17 protein-coding genes and 1 pseudogene are annotated in these 18,401 nt (G+C 72.2%); 10 read left to right on the forward strand and 8 right to left on the reverse strand.

The features are described 5' to 3' along the window. Positions 1-377: 377 nt before the first annotated feature. Both DEI95_RS12630 and DEI95_RS12635 read left to right on the forward strand, forming a co-directional pair. The gene (locus DEI95_RS12630) at positions 378-1,583 is read left to right on the forward strand and encodes an MFS transporter (RefSeq protein ID WP_110825846.1); all 1,206 of its coding nucleotides are present in this window, start codon (positions 378-380) and stop codon (positions 1,581-1,583) included. Positions 1,584-1,657: 74 nt separating this feature from the next. Beyond that, positions 1,658-2,476 (forward strand): aldo/keto reductase, encoded by an 819-nt coding sequence (locus DEI95_RS12635; protein ID WP_111060453.1) that lies wholly within the window; start codon positions 1,658-1,660, stop codon positions 2,474-2,476. Between the two features lie 55 nt (positions 2,477-2,531). Here the strand turns inward: DEI95_RS12635 and DEI95_RS12640 are convergent, their stop codons facing one another. After that, positions 2,532-2,861, reverse strand: coding sequence for a hypothetical protein (locus DEI95_RS12640; protein WP_110825844.1), 330 nt, complete (start codon positions 2,859-2,861; stop codon positions 2,532-2,534). 112 nt (positions 2,862-2,973) lie between these two features. On the opposite strand from DEI95_RS12640, the gene DEI95_RS12645 reads away from it, so the two are divergent. Continuing rightward, on the forward strand, positions 2,974-3,537 hold the full coding sequence (locus tag DEI95_RS12645) for a hypothetical protein (protein WP_146243660.1): 564 nt from the start codon (positions 2,974-2,976) through the stop codon (positions 3,535-3,537). Positions 3,538-3,760: 223 nt separating this feature from the next. Beyond that, positions 3,761-4,282, forward strand: a complete 522-nt coding sequence (locus tag DEI95_RS12650) for a ribonuclease H (protein ID WP_110825842.1) — start codon at positions 3,761-3,763, stop codon at positions 4,280-4,282. 86 nt (positions 4,283-4,368) lie between these two features. Here the strand turns inward: DEI95_RS12650 and DEI95_RS12655 are convergent, their stop codons facing one another. Both DEI95_RS12655 and DEI95_RS12660 read right to left on the reverse strand, forming a co-directional pair. Then, complete coding sequence (locus DEI95_RS12655; RefSeq protein ID WP_110825841.1) at positions 4,369-4,620, reverse strand: DUF6458 family protein; 252 nt, start codon at positions 4,618-4,620, stop codon at positions 4,369-4,371. A 119-nt stretch (positions 4,621-4,739) separates the two neighbouring features. Beyond that, a complete protein-coding gene (locus DEI95_RS12660) occupies positions 4,740-7,295 on the reverse strand; it encodes an RNA helicase (protein ID WP_110911036.1) in 2,556 nt (851 codons plus the stop codon). Between the two features lie 104 nt (positions 7,296-7,399). Here DEI95_RS12660 and DEI95_RS17110 point away from each other — a divergent pair. Together DEI95_RS17110 and DEI95_RS17000 are read left to right on the forward strand one after the other, a co-directional pair. Further along, a pseudogene (locus DEI95_RS17110) lies at positions 7,400-7,645 on the forward strand (LLM class flavin-dependent oxidoreductase); the annotation flags it as partial. 53 nt (positions 7,646-7,698) lie between these two features. Next, positions 7,699-8,412: a hypothetical protein gene (locus DEI95_RS17000; protein ID WP_258367605.1), complete on the forward strand. Its 714-nt coding sequence runs from the start codon at positions 7,699-7,701 to the stop codon at positions 8,410-8,412. A 361-nt stretch (positions 8,413-8,773) separates the two neighbouring features. On the opposite strand, the gene DEI95_RS12675 is transcribed toward DEI95_RS17000, so the two are convergent. Next, complete coding sequence (locus DEI95_RS12675) at positions 8,774-11,281, reverse strand: glycoside hydrolase family 3 protein (protein ID WP_111060457.1); 2,508 nt, start codon at positions 11,279-11,281, stop codon at positions 8,774-8,776. Positions 11,282-11,404: 123 nt separating this feature from the next. Here DEI95_RS12675 and DEI95_RS12680 point away from each other — a divergent pair, with 123 nt between their 5' ends. After that, entirely contained in the window at positions 11,405-11,995 is a 591-nt protein-coding gene (locus DEI95_RS12680; RefSeq protein ID WP_110825838.1) for a TetR/AcrR family transcriptional regulator, read from the forward strand. 127 nt (positions 11,996-12,122) lie between these two features. After that, complete coding sequence (locus DEI95_RS12685) at positions 12,123-12,977, forward strand: NAD(P)-dependent oxidoreductase (protein ID WP_181419612.1); 855 nt, start codon at positions 12,123-12,125, stop codon at positions 12,975-12,977. A gap of 9 nt (positions 12,978-12,986) precedes the next feature. Here DEI95_RS12685 and DEI95_RS12690 read toward each other — a convergent pair whose 3' ends face one another. Both DEI95_RS12690 and DEI95_RS12695 read right to left on the reverse strand, forming a co-directional pair. Continuing rightward, positions 12,987-14,552, reverse strand: coding sequence for a class I SAM-dependent methyltransferase (locus DEI95_RS12690; RefSeq protein WP_258367606.1), 1,566 nt, complete (start codon positions 14,550-14,552; stop codon positions 12,987-12,989). Next, complete coding sequence (locus DEI95_RS12695; RefSeq protein WP_110825836.1) at positions 14,549-14,914, reverse strand: helix-turn-helix transcriptional regulator; 366 nt, start codon at positions 14,912-14,914, stop codon at positions 14,549-14,551. The genes DEI95_RS12690 and DEI95_RS12695 overlap by 4 nt, the downstream gene beginning before the upstream one ends. A 125-nt stretch (positions 14,915-15,039) precedes the next feature. Between DEI95_RS12695 and DEI95_RS12700 the strand changes: the two genes are divergently transcribed. Next, complete coding sequence (locus tag DEI95_RS12700) at positions 15,040-16,284, forward strand: MFS transporter (protein WP_110901523.1); 1,245 nt, start codon at positions 15,040-15,042, stop codon at positions 16,282-16,284. Positions 16,285-16,311: 27 nt separating this feature from the next. Here the strand turns inward: DEI95_RS12700 and DEI95_RS12705 are convergent, their stop codons facing one another. Both DEI95_RS12705 and DEI95_RS12710 read right to left on the reverse strand, forming a co-directional pair. Then, positions 16,312-16,809 carry a TIGR02611 family protein gene (locus DEI95_RS12705; RefSeq protein ID WP_110825834.1) on the reverse strand — a complete coding sequence of 166 codons (498 nt, stop codon included), beginning with the start codon at positions 16,807-16,809 and terminating at the stop codon, positions 16,312-16,314. A 117-nt stretch (positions 16,810-16,926) separates the two neighbouring features. After that, a complete protein-coding gene (locus tag DEI95_RS12710) occupies positions 16,927-17,262 on the reverse strand; it encodes a TraR/DksA C4-type zinc finger protein (RefSeq protein ID WP_111060458.1) in 336 nt (111 codons plus the stop codon). A 49-nt stretch (positions 17,263-17,311) separates the two neighbouring features. Between DEI95_RS12710 and DEI95_RS12715 the strand changes: the two genes are divergently transcribed. Next, positions 17,312-18,349 carry an LLM class flavin-dependent oxidoreductase gene (locus DEI95_RS12715; protein WP_111060459.1) on the forward strand — a complete coding sequence of 346 codons (1,038 nt, stop codon included), beginning with the start codon at positions 17,312-17,314 and terminating at the stop codon, positions 18,347-18,349. Positions 18,350-18,401: the final 52 nt, after the last annotated feature.

Genomic DNA, 18,401 nt, shown 5'->3' on the forward strand with positions numbered 1-18,401 from the left:
GATCTCCCCTGGTTCTGGGCCCGGTGGGGGCCCGACGTTCTGGTGCTGTGTTGTGGACGACGCTACTACATGTAGTGCCCGATGGCCGGTTGGACCACTAGAGGAAGTGTTACACCCCTGTAGTTCTCCACAACGCCCTCCACAGACTGTGGATTCCCGCGAGGCCCGGTTTTCCGCCACTCTCGCACCCGCCACCGACACTTCCCACACCCCGTTGAGGGGCCCTCTCCACGGGTGTGGAAACCGTCGGACGCACCTGCCGCTCGGCGTGTCTGAGAACGCTGCGCGGACAGCCACCGATCGTCCTTCCCCCGGACAGGGGACACGGTCCTCCACAGCCCCTGCGGGGCGGTCCGTCCGGTCCGTACACTCGTCACGTGAGCGCGTACGGGTCCCTGTTGAAGACGCCCGGTGTCGGCCGGGTCATCGCCGCGCAGCTGACCGCTCGCTTCCCGTTCGGCATGCTGTCGCTGGCCTACCTGCTGCACGTCGAGCACATCTTCCACTCCTACGGAGCCGCCGGACTCGTGCTCGCGACCACCAGCGTCGGACAGGCCCTCGCCGGGCCGCTGACGAGCCGGTGGATGGGCAGCTGGGGCATGCGCCCCGTCCTGGTCCTCACGAGCATCGTGGCGTTCGTCACCATGGGCGTCATCGCCTTCTTCGTGATGCCGCTCTGGGCCTACGTGGTCATCGGGTTCGTCGGCGGCCTGGCCGTCCCGCCCGTGCAGCCCGCGGTGCGCACCATCTACCCGAAGATGGTGACGTCGAAGCAGCTCACGCCGCTCTTCTCCCTCGACGCCAGCGCGCAGGAGCTCATCTGGGTCGCCGGCCCGGTCATCACGACGTTCGTCGCGACGCAGATCGGCACGGTCGAGGCGATCGTCGTCGCGATGGCGTTCCTGCTCGTCGGCGGCGCGTGGTTCATCGCCTCCCCCGAGCTCGGCCGCGTCCGGATCCCCCGCTCGAAGCGCGCCTTCGGTGTCGTCATGAAGCGTCCGTCGGTCGTCGTGGCGACCCTGACCGGTCTGCTCCTGATCGGGGCGTGCGCCGCGGTCGAGGCCAGCGTCACGAGCGTCTTCGGCGAGGGCAGCCCGAACGCCGGCATCGTCCTCGCGGTCTTCGCCATCGGGTCGCTCATCGGCGGCCTCGCGCTCGGCCACCGCCCGATCTCGAAGAACACGCTCTGGCTGCGGATGACGATCGTCTTCGTCGGCCTGGTCCTCGCCGTGGGCAACCCGACGTTCTGGTGGCTCTGCATCGCCCTCGTCATCGCCGGCGCCGGCATCGCGCCGGCCCTCGCGGTCATGTTCGGGTCGGTGTCGGCGACGGTCAAGTTCTCGGACACGGCCGAGGCGTACGGCTGGATGGGCACCGGTCAGCTCATCGGTGCCGCCGGTGGGTCCGCTGTCGCGGGCTTCCTCATCGACAGCAACGGCCCGAGCGGCGGGCTCATGGTCGGTGCGGTGATGGCCGCGGCCGGCGTCGTGCTGCCGCTGGCGATGCGGAGCTGGCTGCCCGACCTCCGCGGTCGCGACGTCAGCCCCATCCCGGACACCGAGCCGGTCACGATCCCCAGCTGACCTCGGTGGCGGCGCCTCTGCACAGCGCCGCTCGAGATGCCGGTCCGGGAGGCCCGGGGCGGCAGGATGGGGGCATGGTCACCACGATCCCCCTCCGCGACGGCCGGAGCATCCCCGCCGTCGGCTTCGGCGTCTACAAGGTCGACGACGCGGAGGCCGAGACGGCCGTCGGCCTGGCGCTCGACGCCGGGTACCGCCACGTCGACACCGCCGAGATGTACGGGAACGAGCGCGGCGTCGGGAAGGCGATCCGGGCCTCCCGGCTCGACCGCGACGAGGTGTTCGTGACCACCAAGGTGTGGAACGACCACCAGGGGCGTGACGCGACCCTGCGCGCCTTCGACGCCAGCCTCGACCGACTGGGACTCGACGCCGTCGACCTGTACCTCATCCACTGGCCCGCCGCGGCGAACGACCGCTACGTCGAGACGTGGCGCACGCTCGTCGAGCTGCGCGAGTCCGGCCGCGCGCGGAGCGTGGGGGTGTCGAACTTCCAGGTCCCCCACCTCGAGCGGATCATCGCCGAGACCGGCGAGGTGCCGGCACTCAACCAGGTCGAGCGGCACCCGTGGTTGCCACAGCGCGAGCTCATCGCCTTCCACGCGCAGTACGACATCGTCACCGGGGCGTGGTCGCCCCTCGGCCGCGGACGCCTCGTCGAGGACCCGGTCCTCACCGGGATCGCCGCCGCGCACGGGGTGAGCGTCGCCCAGGTGCTCGTGCGGTGGAACGTGCAGCAGGGCGTCGTCGTCCTGCCGAAGTCGGTCACGCCGGCGCGCATCCGGTCGAACCTCGACGTCGACGGGTTCGTGCTGGGCGACGACGAACTCGCCGCGATCGCCGGCCTCGAGTCCGGGCAGCGGACGGGCTCCCACCCGGACTCGGTGTCCTGAGGGACGGACCCGGGTCCTGACGGGCCGGCTCACATCCTGACGGACCGGCCGATGGTCAGCCCTGGCGGTCCTCCTCGGACTGCCACGGCAGGTTGAGGTCGCCCGGCTCCGGCTCGACGTCACCGGCGTCGTCGGCGCCACCGGTCCCCGGAGCAGCGACGACCCGCGAGGGGTCGATGCCGTCCTCGCGCAGGTCGTCGTCGTCACGCTGCTCGGTCTGGGACGCGTCCATCTCCCGCTCACTCGAGGGGCTGTACGAGGTGTCGGCGGCCCGCTGCTCGCTGCCGCTGACACCGTCGACGTCGTCGCTGTGCGCGGCCGAGGTCAGGGCGTCCGAGCGGTCCCGGTCGTCGGAGTGCTCGGGGCCTGCGATGTCGTTGCTCATGGTGGTTCCTCCCGTTTCCCCGAACGGTAGGCGGCGGAGGGTGGCCGACTCCCAGGGCGTCGGCCCGATCGGGGCACAACGGCACCGTGCCCGCGTCGGTACCGTCGAAGGGGTGATCGATCCTCGTGCCCTTGCTTCCGACGAGCTCCGCCCCGGCGAGCGCCTGCTGTGGGTGGGGCAGAGCGACGCTGCCCGCCTGTTCGGCGGGCGTGACGCCTTCCTCGTGCCGTTCAGCCTCCTGTGGGGCGGCTTCGCGATCTCCTGGGAGGTCGGCGTCCTCACCAGCGGAGCGCCGTGGTTCTTCGCCCTGTTCGGCAGCGTCTTCGCCCTCATCGGGCTGCATCTGATCGTGGGCCGGTTCTTCGTGAAGCGCCACCGGAAGCGCACGGAGGCCTTCGCCGTGACAGACAAGCGGGCCTTCATCACGAACGGCCGCAGCAGCCGCGAGACCGATGTCCGACGGATGGACCGGAGCATCACCTGGACGCGCGGTCGCACCCACTGCTCGGTCGAATGGGGCGGATCAGGCGGCGGCCTGTTCTCCGGCGGCGGCGTGCAGCACGTGTACGCGAACACCGGGATGGACGGGCTGTTCGGCCCCCGTCCGATGGCGTTCTTCGACGTCGCCGACGGCACGGCCATGGTCCAGGCGCTCGATGACGCAGCAGGACGCTGAGGGCGGGAGCGACGCCCTCGTCGCCGCCTCCGCCAGGTGAGCGGCCGCTGACCCGCGGTCCGGTCGCGCCCCGCGGCGGACGACGCGCCCCGTCGCGACAGGGTGCGATGAGCGCAGCTGGGCGCGACCCCGGCGCCGTCCCCCGCCGACGGCCGGGAGGCACACCCCGCCCGACAGGTCCGTTACGCTCGTCGGGCACTCGCCACCACCAGGAGGTCCCACCGTGACGATCGTCGCCGCCGCAGACGGCTCAGCCCTCGGCAACCCCGGCCCGGCCGGCTGGGCCTGGTACGTGGACGACGACCGGTGGGCAGCCGGCGGATGGCCCCGCGGGACGAACAACCAGGGCGAACTGACCGCGGTCCTGCAGCTGCTCCGTGCGACCAAGGACACCGGCGAACCCCTGCACATCCTCTGCGACAGCCAGTACGCCATCAAGGCCTGCACCGAGTGGCTCGCCGGGTGGAAGCGGAAGGGCTGGCGGAAGGCCGACGGCAAGCCCGTGCTGAACGTCGAGATCATCAAGGAGCTCGACGCCGAGCTCCAGGGTCGCAAGGTCACCTTCGAGTGGGTCCGCGGACACATGGGCCACGAGATGAACGAGGCCGCCGACGTCCGGGCCCGGGGCGCCGCGACCGCGTACCAGAACCGCACCGAGGTGCCGACGGGGCCGGGCTGGCCGGGCGTCGACGTCCCGGAGCCGGAAGCGCTGCCCGAGGCCGTCCCGCCCGCGACGCTCTTCTGAGCCGAGCACGCAGCCGCACACACCACCCGGACACACGACGAGGGCGGGACCGATCGGTCCCGCCCTCGTCGTTCGCGCTTGCGGTGTCAGTAGGTGCCGTCGCGGCGGTCCTGCCGCGTGATCTGCTCACCGGAGGTCGGGTCGACCCCGGAACGGGTCGTGGTGGTGGTCCGACGCCCGCCGAAGCCGACCGCCAGGCTGATGATGAGCAGGATGATCCCCGCTGCGATGAGGATGTAGCCGATGAGCTTCAGGTCGATGCCCGCGACCTGGAAGTCGACCGCGAACGCGACGATTGCGCCGATCACGATCAGGGCGATGCTGGAGCCGATACGCATGGGCGTTCCTTCCGTGGGAACCCCGACCGTACCGGACGGTGCCCGCTCGTGTTCCGCCCTCGGTCGATCCGCCCTCGGTCGATCCGCCCTCGGTCGATCCACCCTCGGTCGATCCGCCCTCAGTCGACGTCGACCTCGGCCCACCCGTCGAACCGGCCGATCTCGGTGACCCGGACGACGGCCTCCCCCGCCTCGTCGGACGCGTCGAGGTCGATCGTGGCGGAGAAGCCGAAGTCCTTGTCGCCCTCCGGGTCGGCGAAGATCTGCCGTGCGCGCCAGGTCCGGCCTTCCTCGGTGAGGACGAGGTACTGCATGGACCGGGCCTCGGCGTCGATGCCGACGGTGTCGTGCTCGTCGTAGTACTCCTCGAGCACGGTGTCCCACGCTGACCGGTCGAACCCCTGCTGCGCGTCGAGTTCACCGAGCCCGTCGATGTCGTCGCGAGCGGCGAGCAGCACCCGCTGGAACAGGGCGTTGCGCACGAGGACGCGGAAGGCGCGGACGTTGCCGGTGAGGCGGGCGGGCTGCGGCGGGGCGATCTCCTCGTGTTCGGCCTCGGCGAGCGCGATGTCCCCGTTCAGCAGGGCCTCCCACTCGTCGACGAGCGATGAGTCGACCTGGCGCACGAGTTCGCCGAGCCACTCGATGACGTCGTCGAGCTCCTGCGTCCGGTGCTCGTCGGCGATGGTCTGCCGCATGGTCCGGTACGCGTCCGACAGGTACCGGAGGACAAGCCCTTCGGACCGGGTGAGCTGGTAGTACCGCACGTAGTCACCGAAGGTCATCGCCCGCTCGTACATGTCGCGGACCACGGACTTCGGCGAGAGGGTGAAGTCGAGCACCCAGGGCTGCTCGTCCGCGTAGCTCTCGTACGCGGCGGTCAGGAGTTCGTCGAGCGGCTTCGGCCAGGTCACTTCTTCGAGCAGCTCCATGCGCTCCTCGTACTCGATGCCCTCCTGCTTCATCCGGGCGACCGCTTCCCCGCGCTCCTTGAACTGCTGCTGCGACAGGATCGCGCGCGGGTCGTCGAGGGTCGCCTCGACGATGGAGACCATGTCGAGCGCGAAGGTCGGGGAGTCGGGGTCGAGCAGCTCGAAGGCGGCGAGTGCGAAGGGCGACAGCGGCTGGTTCAGCGCGAAGTTCGCCTGCAGGTCGACGGTGAGGCGGTAGCGCCCGTCGACCTTCTCGATCACCCGCGCGTTGATCAGGGTCCGGGCGATGGTGAGCGCCCGCCTGGCCATCGCGAGCTGGCGCGCTCGGGGTTCGTGGTTGTCGAACACCAGGGAGCGGACGTCCTGGAACGCGTCTCCCCCGCGCGCGACGACGGAGAGCACCATGGCGTGTGTGATGCGCATGCGCGACACCATCGGCTCGGGCTCGGCGGCGATCAGGCGCTCGAAGGACGCCTGGCCCCAGGACACGAAGCCCTCGGGCGCCTTCTTCCGCTTGATCTTGTTCTTCTTCTTCGGGTCGTCCCCGGCCTTGGCGACGGCCCGCGCGTTCTCGATGTCGTGCTCGGGGGCCTCCGCCACGACGTCGCCCTCGGTGTCGTAGCCGGCGCGACCGGCACGGCCGGCGATCTGGTGGAACTCGCGTGCGGAGAGCTGCCGCATCTTCGTGCCGTCGAACTTCGTCAGCCCGGTGAAGAGCACCGCTCGGATGGGGACGTTGATGCCGACGCCCAGGGTGTCGGTCCCGCAGATCACGGGAAGGAGCCCGCGTTGCGCGAGCTGTTCGACGAGCCGCCGGTACTTCGGCAGCATGCCAGCGTGGTGCACCCCGATGCCGGCACGGATGAGCCGGGACAGCGTCTGCCCGAACCCGGCGCTGAAGCGGAAGCCGGCGATGGCCTCCGCGATCTCGTCGCGGCGCTCCCGGCTGGCGACCTTGGCGGACATGAGCGACTGCGCCCGTTCGAGCGCCGCCGCCTGGGCGAAGTGGACGATGTAGACCGGCGCCTTGCGCTCTTCGAGCAGGCGCTCCACCGTCTCCTGCACGGGCGTCATGACGTACTCGTACGCGAGCGGGACGGGCCGCGAGACGCCGGTCACCCGTGCGGTGGCGCGGCCGGTCCGTCGGGAGAGGTCGTCCGCGATCGTGGTGACGTCGCCGAGGGTCGCCGACATGAGCAGGAACTGCGCCCGCTCGAGCACGAGCAGCGGCACCTGCCACGCCCAGCCGCGGTCGGCGTCGCCGTAGAAGTGAAACTCGTCCATCACGACGACGTCCACGTCGGCGTCGGGGCCCTGGCGGAGCGCGAGGTTCGCGAGGATCTCTGCGGTGCAGCAGACGATCGGGGCGTCCGCGTTGACAGCTGAGTCGCCCGTGACCATGCCGACGTTCTGCGCGCCGAACAGGTCGACGAGCTGGAAGAACTTCTCCGAGACGAGCGCCTTGATCGGTGCCGTGTAGTAGCTCCGCTTGCCCTCGGCGAGCGCGGCGAAGTGCGCGCCGGCCGCGACGAGCGACTTGCCGGTGCCGGTCGGGGTGCTCAGGACGACGTTGGCGCCGGAGACGAGTTCGATGAGCGCTTCGTCCTGCGCCGGGTAGAGCGGGCGACCGCCGGAAGCGGCCCACTCCGCGAAGGCCAGGTAGACGGCGTCGGGATCGACGACACCGCCCTCTGCCGCCGGCAGTGCGGCGACGAGCGGAGGGACGGTGGTGACGTCGGTCATGTCCCCATCCTCCCAGCACCAAGCGTCACCGGTCCCGGGAGGCCCGGATACGTGGACAGGTCCCGCGCCTTCCACAGATCCATACGCCCGCATAGACTGCCTCCGTGCGCGAACTCGGCTTCCTCTCCTTCGTCCCGAACCACGGTGGCACCCCCGGCGCCGCGAGTGCGCTCGAGGACGGCCTCCGGCTGTTCGAGGCCGGCGAGGCGCTCGGCTACGGCACCGGATGGGTGCGCGGCCGCCACTTCGAGCCCTTCCTGACGAGCCCGATGACCTTCTTCGCCGCCGCCGCCCAGCGGACGAGCACGATCGGCTTCGGCACCGCCGTCCTCGGGATGCGGTACGAGGACCCGGTCCGGCTCGCCGAGGACGCCAGCACGGTCGACCTGCTCAGCGGCGGTCGGTGCAACTCGGCATCAGCACCGGGATCGCCGGCTACGGCCCGATCCTCGACCCCGTGTTCGGCACCTCCGAGCGCTCGTTCCGCGACGAGGCCGAGGCCCGTGCCGCCCGCCTGCTCGAGGTCCTGCGCGGTGACGCTCTCGGTTCCGCCGGATCGGGCTACGAGTCCATCCCCGCCGGCGCCGAAATCACCCTGCAGCCGCAGAGCCCCGACCTGCTCGACCGGGTCTGGTGGGGCGGCGGCAGCATGGGCACCGCGGTGAAGACGGCCGAGAAGGGCCTGCTGCTGCACTGCTCGACGCTGAACACCGAGGACACCGGCGCCCCGTTCGCCGAGGCCCAGGCCGACCAGATCGCCGCGTACCGCTCCCGGTTCGCCGAACTGCACCCCGAGCGCACGCCGAAGGTCGCCGTCGGGCGGATCATCGTCCCGCTCCTCGACGACTCCGACCGCGCCGTGCACGAGGAGTTCCTCACCGGGTACGCGTCCGGCATGGACGACGAGGGCCGGCCGCTCTCCGGCCCGCCGTTCCGATTCAGCCGGGTGCTCTCCGGCGAACCGGCCACCATCGTCGACGCGCTGCTCGCGGACCCGGCGGTGGCGGCGACCGACGAACTCGTCGTGACCCTCCCGGCCAACGGCGACCGCGCCTCCCACGAGCGGATCCTGCGGATCGTCGCCGAGGAGATCGCACCGGCGGTGCGCACGGTCTGAACCGGCGGAGCGGACAGACGTCCGGCGGGGCCCACGGTGTGGTGAGTACCGAGGACCCTCCCGCCGGACGACCATCCCGTCCCTGATCCACACGGGATGGTGGACTCATCGTTCCACCACCTGGGTGGTTTGTCACACAGGTCGCGAGACGAGGATGCGCCCCCGCACGGAGTGCGGGGGCGCATCGGGACGCATCAGGCCCGGCGGGGCGCCGACGACCGGATCAGGAGGCCGTGGCGCACGCTCGACGAACCGTCGGTGATGCGCGCGTCGCCGGTAACCAGCCGGCTGACGCATCACCGATCGTACTTGCCCGCTGGTGCCCCGTGCGGAAACCGGACGGGTGGAGCGGGCAACGGGTTCACGCCAGTTCGACCGACGCCCGTCCGGCCTCGTCGACCACGGACGCGCCGACGTGCAGGGTGAACTGCCCGTGCTCGTACGCCCACCGGCCGTCGCGCCCGCCGTCCCAGTACGCGAACGCACGGGCCGGGACCTCGATCGCGACCTCGGTCGACGCACCCGCGTCGAGTCGCACCGGGGCGAAGCCGACGAGCCAGCGCACCGGCCGGTCCACGGAGGACTCCGCACGCGACGCGTAGACCTGCACGACGTGCTTGCCCGCGCGGTCCCCGGTGTTCGCGACGGTCGCGGTCACGATGACGGCGTCGCCCTCGGTGACCGTCGGGGTCGCCGCGACGCCGTCGATCGACCACGTGGTGTAGCCGAGCCCGTGCCCGAACGGGTAGGCCGGCTCGGTGCCGGCACGGAGCCATGCGCGGTACCCGATGTGCACGCCCTCGTCGTAGGTGACCGCGCCGTCGACCGGGGTGACGTCGAGCACCGGGACGTCGGCCATCACGGCCGGCCACGTGGTCGGGAGCCGGCCGCCCGGCTCCCGCGCACCGGTGAGCACGTCGGCGAGTGCGTTCCCGTACTCCTGGCCGCCGAACCAGGTGAGCAGGACCGCGGCGACCTCGTCCCGCCACGGCATCTCGACGGGCGAGCCGGCGTTCACGACGACGACCGTGGCCGGGTTGGCCGCGGCGACCGCGCGGACCAGGTCGTCCTGGTGCCCGGGCAGTGCGAGGGAGGTCCGGTCGTGGCCCTCCGACTCGACCCGGCTGTTCGTCCCGACGACCACGACGGCGACGTCGGCCTGCGACGCGGCGGACACGGCCGCGGCGACCAGGTCGGCCGGGTCGTCGTCCGAGGGCTCGGTGCCGAACTGGTAGGCGAGGACCCCGCCGAGCGTCTCGTCCTGCACGACGTCGTGTTCGATGCGGATCGCGAGCCGCCGCCCGGCCGTCACCGGGACGGGGACCGAGCGCGCCGGCGGGTCGAGGAACGCGGCGCCGAGCTGGTCGCCCGCGAACGGCACGTCCTCGTCGAGCAGGAGGGCGCCGTCGACCCACATCCGAGAGCGTCCCGCGGCACCGATCCCGATCCGCACGGTGCCGTCCTGCTGCGCCGTGTAGGTGGTCGTGATGTCCAGCCGGTCGGCCTCGCGGGTGGGAGCGTCCCCGCCGAACCAGAACAGCGCGGTGGCGCGACGGTCCTCCGTGTACAGCTCCGACCCGTCACGCACGAAGGCGACCCGCGCACCGGGCTCCCCGGTGACCGGGTTCGTGATGGTGTCGAGGGGGAACTCGGCGATGCCCTCCTGGACGACGGCGCCGATCGCGTACTCGACCGAGGCGGCCGGGAACGCGGCACGGATGCCGTCGAGCGGGGAGACGACCGACTCCGGCACGACGGTGGCGGAACCGCCGCCCTGCGTCCGGGCCTGGTCGGCGTTGTGCCCGATGACCGCGATGCGGGACAGCGCGGCGGGGTCCAGGGGCAGGACCCCGGTGTTGCGGGCGAGGACCGTGCCCTCGGCCTCGGCCTCGCGCGCGAAGGCGACGCCGTCCTCGACCGAGGGAACCCGTGCCGGCGCGGCGCCAGCGGCAGCAGCACCGGCCGGCCCCGCGGCGTCCACCCCGGACAGCGCCCCCACCCGGGCGGCGAGCAGCAGGATCCGGCGCACCTTCCGGTCGATCGCCGCCATCGGCACCGCCCCGGACTCGACCGCGGCCAGCAGCGGCCCCTCGCTCCACCACGGGTTCGGCCCGGGCATCGCGAGGTCCTGCGACGCCGTCGCCGCCTCGACGGAGCGGACCCCGGTCCAGTCGGACACGACGACGCCGTCGAAGCCCCACTCGGCGTTGAGCGGCGTCTCGAGCAGGTCGTTCTCCGATGCGGTCACGCCGTTGACGGCGTTGTAGGACGACATCACGGCCCACGCGCGCGCCTCGGTCACGGCCTTCTCGAACGCCAGCAGGTACAGCTCGCGCAGGGCACGCTCGGACACCTCGGTGGACGCGGTGAAGCGGTCGGTCTCGTAGTCGTTCGCGATGTAGTGCTTCGGGGTCGCCGCGACGCCGTGCTCCTGCACGCCGGCCACGTAGGAGGCCGCCAGGTCGCCGGTGAGCACCGGGTCCTCGCTGAACGCCTCGAAGTGGCGACCGCCGAGCGGTGAGCGGTGCAGGTTGATCGTCGGACCGAGGACGACGTCGACGCCTTTGCGACGGGCCTCCACGGCGGCCGCGCCACCGTAGCGCTGCGCGATCGCACGGTCCCACGACGCGCTCAGCGCGGTCGCGGACGGCAGGTTGAGCGACGGCTCCCGCTCGTCCCAGACCTCGCCGCGCACGCCGGACGGCCCGTCCGACATGAGCACGCGACGGAGCCCGATCTCCTCGATCGGCCAGGTGGTCCAGAAGTCCCGGCCGGTGAGCAGCTGCACCTTCTGCTCGGTGGAGAGCCGGTCGAGGAGTGCGTCGATGCGCTCGCCGAGCCGATCGGTGTCTGCGGGGGTCGCGGTCACGGGGGTCGTTCCTTCCGTCGGAGACGTACCGCCGAGCGCCGTCGTCGGCAGTGTCCTCACGCTAGCACCAATCCCTACCTCTATTCGGTTTCTGCTCGGGCCAGCGGGCGGTACTCTCTCGCCATGGCACGACGGGGTTCGTACGCGAAGGGCATCGCCAAGCGCGAGGAGATCCTGTCCGTCGCGCTCGAGCTCGTCGCCACGCAGGGGTTCCGACGCACGAGCATCAAGGACATCGCCGACGCCGTGGGCCTCACGCAGGCCGGGCTCCTGCACTACTTCGACTCGAAGGACGAGCTCTGGGTCGCGATCCTCCGCCGCCGTGACGACCTGGACAACGCCGCACAGTGGGACGCCCCGGACTTCGCCGCACTCCTCGCCGCGGTCGTCCGGCACAACGCCGAGGTCCCGGGCCTCGTGCAGATGTTCGTCAACCTGTCGGCAGCGGCGGCGACCGACCCGGACCACCCCGCGCACGCCTACTTCCGCGAGCGCTACGAGACCACGCGTGCCCGCATGACGGACGACTTCCGCCGGATGCAGCAGGACGGCCGGCTCCGCACCGACCTCGACCCGGAGGAACTGGCCAGCGTCCTGCTCGCCACCTCGGACGGCATGCAGATCCAGTGGTTGTACGACCCGACCCGGGACATGGCCGAGCACGTCGAGCTCGTCACCCGCCTCGCGATGGCGCAGGTCACGACCGGCTCCTGACGTCCGGCCGGGAGGCCCGCCCCGCGCCCAGACACGGGTACCGCCCGTCCCTGGTCGCGTCCACCACCCGCGGTGCAGGATGGACGCGACCCGACCCGGGGTCTCGACGACGAGGTGGAGTGACGCGATGACGCGTGTAGTGGTGACCGGTGGCAGCGGCAAGCTCGGACGGGCGGTCGTCCGCGACCTCGACGAACACGGCTACGACGTCGTGCTGATCGACCGGGTGCCCTCGCCGGACAAGCCCGAGCGCGTGCAGTTCGTCCGCACCGACCTGACCGACTACGGCCAGGTCCTCAACACCCTGATCGGCGTCGACGACCGCTACGACTCGGTCGACGCCGTCGTGCACCTCGGTGCGGTGCCGGCGCCGGGCCAGGTGCCGGACGTCGCACTCATCACGAACAACGTGACCGCGTCCATCAACGTGTTCCACGCTGCCCGCGCAGCCCGCATCCGCAACGTCGTGTGGGCCTCCAGTGAGACGCTCCTGGGGATCCCGATGGGCGAGCACCACCCGCCCTACCTGCCGGTCGACGAGGAGTTCGCGGTGCGGCCGCAGTCCTCGTACTCGCTCGGCAAGGCCGTCGAGGAGGAGATGGCGCGTCACTTCACCCGCTGGGACCCGCAGCTGAAGATGATCGGGCTGCGCTTCTCGAACGTGATGGACGAGACGGACTACCCGGCGTTCCCGTGGGACGCGACGCCGGAGGCGAAGACGTTCAACCTGTGGTCGTACATCGACTCCCGTGACGGCGCCCAGGCGGTGCGCAAGGCCGTCGAGAGCGAGCTGACCGGCTTCGAGGCGTTCATCATCGCCAGCCCGGACACCGTCATGGACACCCCGACGCTCGAGCTCGTCGAGCAGTACCTGCCGGACATCGAGCGCCGGGCGGACATCGACGGGGTCAGCTCGCTGTTGTCCTCCGACAAGGCCCGCGAGCTCCTCGGCTACGCCCCGGAGCACACCTGGCGCCGCTGACCGCCATGGTCAGGCGGGGAGCAGCAGGCCGTCGAGCACCAGGTCCCGGAGGCGCGGCACGAGGTCGGCGCTGAGCGCCGCCTCGTCCACGCCGGTGAGCTGGGCGATCGCCCCGACGATCTGGCCGACGGCCAGCTCCCCGTCGGCCGCACCGACGAACGCGGCCAGGGCGGTGTCGGCGTCGACCCGGCGGCCGAACCCGCCGCCCTGCACGAGCGCCATCACCGTGGGGTCGTCGTTGCCCGGCCAGTAGTGGCGCTCCTCGGTGACGTCCCCGGCGACCCGGAGGTGTGCGTCCGCGAAGGCCCGGTCGTCGTGGGCGGCGAGCCAGCTCACGGCGTCGAGGGCCCGGGCCACGGTCGCACCGAGGCCCGCCGGGTTCGAGCCGAGCACCTGCGGAAGTCGTTCGAAGCGCCGGAGCGGGGCCGGGCTGCTCCCCCGGGGACCGGACGGCGAGCGGACCACGACGTAGCCGAAGCCGACCCCGGTGACGTGCCGGTCGCGGAAGTCGTCGAGCCAGGCGTCCACCAGGTCGTCGAACTCCGGCGAGCCGGGCTTCGTGCCGCCGTCGCGGATCCAGGTCTCGGCGTAGGCGGGCGGGTCCTCGCGCTCGCGCTCGACCACCCACACGTCCAGATCGGTGTCCGCGAACCAGGACGCGACGCGGTCGAGGCCGTCCGCGCCCCAGCGGTGCTCCCAGTTGGCGAGCAACTGCGCGGTCCCACCGGGCTCGAGGTGGTCTGCGAGACCCCGGAGCACGGTCTCGACCAGGGCGTCGCCGACCATCCCGCCGTCGCGGTACTCGTAGGCGGGGACGCCCTCGCGGCGGGGCGTGATGACGAACGGCGGGTTCGAGACGATCCGGTCGAACCGCTCCCCTGCGACCGGCTCGAACAGGGAGCCGAGGCGGAAGTCGATGCCGTCGACGCCGTTGAGGAGCGCGTTGAACCGGGCGATGGCGAGCGCCCGCGACGAGATGTCGGTGGCGACGACCTCGTCCGCGAAGCGGCGGGCGTGCATGGCCTGGACGCCGCACCCGGTACCGAGGTCGAGCACGCGGCGGACGGGCACGGGCAACTGCAGGCCGCTCAGCGTCGTGGTGGCGCCGCCGATGCCGAGGACGTGCTCCTCGCTGATCGCGTGCCCGAGGGCGAGTTCGCCGAGGTCGGACGCGATCCACCAGCTGCCGGCGCCGAGGTCGTCCACGAAGGCGTACGGCCGGAGGTCCAGGGCCGGCGCGACACGGTCCGCGTCGGTCCGGAGCACCCCGGCGCTCACGAGCGCGTCGACGCCGGTGGTCGCGAACCCGCGGTCGGCGTCGGCGCGCGACACCGGCAGTCCGAGCACGAACAGCGTCGCGATGGTCGACAGCGGCGTGGTCGGACGCGCCGCGAGTGCGCGGAGGGCCGCGACCCGGGTGCCGCGGTGCAGCGCTGCAGCGGCTTCGGTCCCCCAGAGCGCGTCGACGCCCTCCACCGTGTAGCCGGCCGCGGTCAGGTCCGCGGCGAGCGCCGACGTCACGCGGGGGTCGGCGACGACGGCGGGCAGCCGGTGCTCGGCGGTCCCCCCGCTCACGCGGCGGCCTCGGCGCGCACGAGCCCGGCCGGGACCTGCCAGTCGAGCACGAGGTCGAGCAGGCCGGGGAAGCGCTGCTGGACGTCCTCGGTACGGACGCGGCTGACGCGGGTCAGGCCCTCGAGGTGCTGCTCGAGGAGCCCGGCTTCGCGGAGGACCCGGAAGTGGTGCGTCAGGGTGGACTTCGGGCGGTCGATGCCGACCCATCCGCAGGAGCGCTCCCCGCCGGCCGCGTCGACGAGGTACCGGTGCAGGATCGACAGCCGGATCGGGTCGGACAGGGCGTCCATCACCACGGGCAGGTCCATCTCGGCCGGCGACGGCTGGGGCAGCCGTTCGGGGGCATCGTCGCGCTCGGGCATGGACGGGACGCTACCACCGTTCCCCTCCCTGTACGACTTGCGTCGTACAGCCACGATGCGGTACCAATGCGGTACCACCCGGTACGACTCCGTCCGTACTGGTCCATCACGACGGGAGGGACACCATGCAGTCCACACGCTCGGTCGCCGGGTTCTGGATCATCGCCGCCATGCTGCTCGTGGCGTTGGCGTCGTCGGCGGTCCCCTCCCCGATCTACCCCGTCTACGCGGCCGAGTGGCACCTGACGCCGCTCATGCTCACCGCCGTGTTCGCCGTCTACGTCGCCGGGCTGCTGGTGAGCCTGCTCGTCGCCGGCCGGCTGTCCGACCACGTCGGCCGGAAGCCCGTGCTCGTCGCCGGCGGGATCGGCCTCACCGTCTCGCTCGGGCTCTTCGTGGTCGCCGACGGCTTCGGTGCCCTCGTCCTCGACCGCGTCGTGCAGGGCGTGTCCGTCGGCCTGCTCATCGGTGCCCTCGGTGCCGCGCTCATCGACAACTCCCTCGAGCGGCACCCCGCCCTCGCCGGTGTGCTGAACGGGGCCGTCCCGCCGATCGCGCTCGCCACCGGCGCACTGTCGAGCGGCGCCCTGGTCGAGTGGGGTCCGGCACCCGAGCAGTTCGTCTACCTGCTCTTCGGCGCGCTCCTCGTGCTCATGCTCGTCGCGCTGGCCGTCGTGCCCGAGCGGGTCACCCGCCGGCCGGGAGCCCTGCGGTCCCTCCGCCCGACGATCGCCGTACCGCGGTCCTCGCGCCGACTGTTCCGGGGCGTCGCCGGTTCGCTCATCGCGAGCTGGGCCCTGGGCGGGCTCTTCCTGTCCCTCGTCCCCTCGGCGCTCGGCGCGGTCTTCGGCATCGACAACCACTTCGCCGCCGGAGCCCTCATCGCCGTCGTCACCGGGGTCGGCGCGGCCACCGGCATCGCCACGCAGCGGCTCGACGCCCGCGTCGGCGTGCTCATCGGTCTCGTCGCGCTCGTCCTCGGACCCGTCGTCACGATCGGGTTCGTGTTCGCCCAGTCCCTGCCAGGCCTCGTCGTCGGCAGCGCGATCGCCGGCGTCGGCTTCGGAGCCGGCTTCCAGGCGCCGCTGCGGATGCTACTCGCGACCGCCGCGCCGACCCACCGTGCGGGACTGCTCTCCACCATCTACGTCGTCAGCTACCTGGCGTTCGGCGTGCCCGCCGTCATCGGTGGGCTGCTCGAGCCGACGGTCGGCCTCGTGCCGGTGCTCGCCGGCTACGGCGCGTTCATCGTCGTCGCCGCGGGCATCGCCCTCGTGCTGCAGCTCACGTCGAAGGACACCGTCGCGGTCGAGGAGTCGGCCGCCGAGGCCGTCGAGCGGACGGCGACGGGCACGGTCCGCACGGTCTGACGCCGGCGGCGCGTCGCGACGGGCTCGCTAGAGACCGGGCCGCGCGGTCCGACCGCGGGGGCGCGGGACGCCGACGTTCCGGTGCGCCTCGGCGTGGGCCGCGTCGACGTCCGCCTTGCCCTTGTCCGCCGCGTCCCGCATCCGCTTCGACGGGGCGTGGTGCTTCGCCCAGTCCCAGAACCGGTGCAGCTTCGCCCGCAGCCAGGTGATGATCCGGTGGAAGAAGTGGAACTCGCTCGCCAGGACCGTCAGGCCGATGAAGACGACCAGCCACCCGGGACCGGGCAGCGGCACCAGGGCGAGCCCGACCACGACGATGAGCCCGCCGACGATCCCGACCAGGACCTTGTAGAAGAGGTGCACGTGCGGCCGGGCGTGGATCCAGGTCCGCAGGTCGCGGAACCACTGGAAGCGCTGACGACCGCCGTCGGCCTGCTCGGTACGGCCGGACGCAGCGCGGTCCGCGTCGGGTCCGCCCACGTCGGGGCCGGCACTCCGGGGAGGCTCAGTCGGGTCGCCGTGCATGTCCGCACGCTAGGGCGCGCGGCTGGGAAACCGCGGCGCATCGGGTCCGCACCAGGTGGGTGTCGGGAGCCGACGCGGCGGACGTCGTCCGGGCCTCCAGGCCGGCCGGGAGGCCCGTCACGCGTGCGCGACGCAGGTCGCCGCCCACGGGACCGCGGCCAGGCGAGCCTCCGGGATGGGCTCCCCGCCGACCGCGCAGCGCCCGTACGTCCCCGCGTCGAGACGGCCGAGGGCCGCGTCGACCTGCTCGATGCGGCGCCGGGCGTCGTCACGCACCGCGCCGAGGGACCCGCGCTCCCAGGCCAGGGTCGCCCCCTCCGGGTCGTGCTCGTCGTCGGTGTTCGCGCCGTCCCGGGCGTCGCTGACGTCCTGCATGCTGCGTTCGACGTCGGCGAGGAGTTTCGTCGCCCGGACGCGTTCCCCGTCCAGGGCAGCGCGCGGGTCGAGGTCCATGGGGACGACCGTAGTCCGGCGGAATGGGCCGCCGCACGGATGCGTTCGCATGGGCATGACGAAGATCGGGTTCCTGTCCTTCGGGCACTGGCGCGACGTCCCCGGGTCGAAGGTCCGCAGTGGCCGTGAGGCCCTCGTGCAGGCGATCGACCTCGCCGTGGCCGCCGAGGAGGCCGGCGTCGACGGCGCCTACTTCCGGGTGCACCACTTCGCACCGCAGCAGGCCGCGCCCTTCCCGCTGCTCTCCGCGATCGCCGCCCGGACCAGCCGGATCGAGATCGGCACCGGCGTGATCGACATGCGCTACGAGAACCCGCTGTACATGGCGGAGGAGGCCGCGGCGACGGACCTCATCTCCGGCGGCCGACTCCAGCTCGGCGTGAGCCGGGGGTCACCCGAGACCGCACTCGCCGGCTACCGCTCGTTCGGCTACGTGCCCGAGTCGGGCGACGAGAACGGCGCCGACCTGGCCCGCGACCACACCGCGGTGTTCCGGCGTGCGATCGCCGGCGAGCCGATGGCGAACGCGAACCCGCAGATGACCGGCTCCGTCGGGTCCCTCGCGGTCACGCCGCAGTCCGACACCCTGTCCGAGCGCATCTGGTGGGGTGCCGGCACCCGGGCCACTGCCGAGTGGACCGCCGAGCAGGGCATGAACCTCATGTCCTCGACCCTGCTCACCGAGGACACCGGCGTGCCGTTCGACGAACTGCAGGCCGAGCAGATCGCCCGCTTCCGGTCGACCTGGCGCGAGGTGGGATGGGAGCGCTCACCCCGCGTCAGCGTGAGCCGCAGCATCATCCCGATCATCGACGACGAGTCGCGCCACTACTTCGGCGTCCGTGCGCAGGTCGAGGGACAGGACCAGGTCGGGCACCTCGACGGGGGCCTCGCCCGGTTCGGTCGCTCGTACATCGGCGAGCCGGAACAGCTCGTCGCGGAGCTCGCGGCGGACCGTGCCGTCCGCGAGGCAGACACCGTCCTCGTCACCGTCCCGAACCAGCTCGGGGTGGACTTCAACGCGCGGTTGCTCACGGCCGTGAAGGACGTCTTCACGGAGGTCGACGCGGCGCCGGCAGCGGTCTGACGGGGCGGTCCCCACTTCTGCCGACACCCGGTCTGGGGCTGCGGTGCGGGAT

The sequence above is a fragment of the Curtobacterium sp. MCBD17_008 genome, from assembly GCF_003234475.1.
Lineage (GTDB): Bacteria > Actinomycetota > Actinomycetes > Actinomycetales > Microbacteriaceae > Curtobacterium.

Bases quoted from the DNA above. Each gene is read 5' to 3' on its own strand.
- DEI95_RS12635 (WP_111060453.1), top strand. From the start codon at position 1,658: ATGGTCACCACGATCCCCCTCCGCGACGGCCGGAGCATCCCCGCCGTC.
- DEI95_RS12640 (WP_110825844.1), bottom strand. From the start codon at position 2,861: ATGAGCAACGACATCGCAGGCCCCGAGCACTCCGACGACCGGGACCGC.
- DEI95_RS12655 (WP_110825841.1), bottom strand. From the start codon at position 4,620: ATGCGTATCGGCTCCAGCATCGCCCTGATCGTGATCGGCGCAATCGTC.
- DEI95_RS12660 (WP_110911036.1), bottom strand. From the start codon at position 7,295: ATGACCGACGTCACCACCGTCCCTCCGCTCGTCGCCGCACTGCCGGCG.
- DEI95_RS12680 (WP_110825838.1), top strand. From the start codon at position 11,405: ATGGCACGACGGGGTTCGTACGCGAAGGGCATCGCCAAGCGCGAGGAG.
- DEI95_RS12685 (WP_181419612.1), top strand. From the start codon at position 12,123: ATGACGCGTGTAGTGGTGACCGGTGGCAGCGGCAAGCTCGGACGGGCG.
- DEI95_RS12695 (WP_110825836.1), bottom strand. From the start codon at position 14,914: ATGCCCGAGCGCGACGATGCCCCCGAACGGCTGCCCCAGCCGTCGCCG.
- DEI95_RS12700 (WP_110901523.1), top strand. From the start codon at position 15,040: ATGCAGTCCACACGCTCGGTCGCCGGGTTCTGGATCATCGCCGCCATG.
- DEI95_RS12705 (WP_110825834.1), bottom strand. From the start codon at position 16,809: ATGCACGGCGACCCGACTGAGCCTCCCCGGAGTGCCGGCCCCGACGTG.
- DEI95_RS12710 (WP_111060458.1), bottom strand. From the start codon at position 17,262: ATGGACCTCGACCCGCGCGCTGCCCTGGACGGGGAACGCGTCCGGGCG.
- DEI95_RS12715 (WP_111060459.1), top strand. From the start codon at position 17,312: ATGGGCATGACGAAGATCGGGTTCCTGTCCTTCGGGCACTGGCGCGAC.